The following is a 449-nucleotide window of genomic DNA, read 5'->3' as shown; positions in this document are numbered from 1 at the left end:
CGGGACTCGCCCCGGCGGGCGACTTACTTTTCTTTGGGTCGCCAAAGAAAAGTAAGCAAAAGAAAGGCGACCCCACTGTGCGCGTCCCTGCGCTTCGCTTCGGGCAACCTGCGGTGCTCGCTTCAGGCGGGGTCCGCGCGAAACTCGCTGCGCTCAAACACGCGCAGCCCTTGTCCGCCTGAAGCTGCGCTCCTCGGCACGCACAGAGGGGACCCCGATGCGGGGACCAACACGAATACCAAGACACAACGCGCCGTGGCGCGTCCTTGTGTTTTTGGTTTGGCTGTTGGTATTCAACAGGCCGAGCGAAGCGACGGCCCGAGCACTCCCTTCTGGGGGTGCCGAGGAGCGGAGCTTTTCGTGGATCAGGGCCGCGCGTGTTTGAGCGCAGCGAGTTTGCGCGGACCCCACGAAAAGCGAGCACCGCAGGTTGCCCGTAGCGCAGCGAA

Annotated in this window: 1 pseudogene; it reads left to right on the top strand. The window is 63.9% G+C overall.

Annotated features, from left to right (window positions below):
• Positions 1-182: pseudogene (locus AC1DEK_RS30155) on the top strand (hypothetical protein); the annotation flags it as partial.
• Positions 183-449 lie beyond the last annotated feature (267 nt).

The organism is Variovorax sp. 10N420, assembly GCF_056394705.1.
Note: the sequence above shows the minus strand (reverse complement) of the source record. Positions and strands in the feature narration are given on the sequence as shown.